Origin of the sequence: Polaribacter sp. Z014 (assembly GCF_023555435.1) — a bacterium.
Lineage (GTDB): Bacteria > Bacteroidota > Bacteroidia > Flavobacteriales > Flavobacteriaceae > Polaribacter.
Genome location: NZ_JALCZP010000085.1, coordinates 1 through 1,260 on the forward strand (window position 1 = coordinate 1; position 1,260 = coordinate 1,260).

Genomic DNA, 1,260 nt, shown 5'->3' on the forward strand with positions numbered 1-1,260 from the left:
GTTAAAAACCTACTATATTTTGTTAAAATTTAAAATATTTTTCTTTCTAATTTATAACATATAAATTCTTGAAATTTTCATCATAATTCTGTTTGTTTTTAGCAATAGAGAAAATTTGTTTTATTAGTTTATTAGCGAGTGCAATTTTAATTACTCTTTCGGGTTTTCCTTTTGATTCTAATCTTTGATACATTTCTATACAAGCTTTATTAACTCTTTTTGCAGACCATGAACATAGGTATAATAATTTTCTAATTTGTGATTTTCCCATCTTACAAATATGCCCTTTCCCTCTAACACTTGTACCTGATTGATATAATCTAGGACTAAACCCTACAAAAGCAATTAACTGTTTATGTGATTCAAATTTTGTAAAATTATCTGTGATTACACACATCATTATGGCTGTCTTTATACCTATGCCAGGTATTGTTTTTAGTCGGGCAATTGTTTCTTTATATGCTAGGTTACCAATTTTCTCTATTTGTTTTTCAAACTTATCAATACGTCTTTGTAAGAGTAATTCTACTTGTTTTAATTCTTTTTTAAGACTATTATTTAATAAACCCGTTACTTCAAAAGAAGCTAATTGTCTTTTTGTTTGATGTATCTGTTTTTTAAGTAGTTCTAATGCTGTGTAAAGTTGTTTTATATCTGTACTTGCCTTACTATCAGGGCTCCATTTCTTTAAATCATATTGAGCTCCATATTCAGCAATTGTTCTTGCATCTTTTTTATCTGTTTTAGCTCTGTATAATCTTGTTTGACTATAGCGTCTAATAATTAAAGGGTTTAAAACACAAATATTAAAGTTAAAAGCGTTGAGATAAGTTGCTAATTGAACATAATAAGGACCACTAGCCTCCATTACAATCCAATCATTTTTTTCTATTAACTTTTTAAAACTTTGAAAGCCTTTTGGTACATTCTTAAATACTTTATGTTCCCATTTATCTTTTTTTAAAAAAGAAACATCAAATGTTTGTTTACTAATATCAATTCCTATAATTTTACTCATATTAAAATGTTTTATAGAAAAGTTACTACGATACTTATCAATCCTAAATGCAGACTTTAATGTCTAATGATCTGTTCAAGTTTTAAGTAGTAAAAGGGTAAAGTGATTAGCATTTCGAACGGTCTTCTATGACAAATGACAGACTATAATCTTAACCTTTACCCTATACTTTTCTGTTATTATTAATCTTAAATGTAATTAATTTTAACATAAACTTTAAGAGTTTACAAACATAGGATGAC

Annotated in this window: 1 protein-coding gene; it reads right to left on the bottom strand. The window is 26.7% G+C overall.

What is annotated here, in order from left to right; genetic code table 11:
• Window positions 1–46 precede the first annotated feature (46 nt).
• Window positions 47–1,018 carry an IS110 family RNA-guided transposase gene (locus MPF19_RS19015; protein WP_249989850.1) on the bottom strand — a complete coding sequence of 324 codons (972 nt, stop codon included), beginning with the start codon at window positions 1,016–1,018 and terminating at the stop codon, window positions 47–49.
• Window positions 1,019–1,260: the final 242 nt, after the last annotated feature.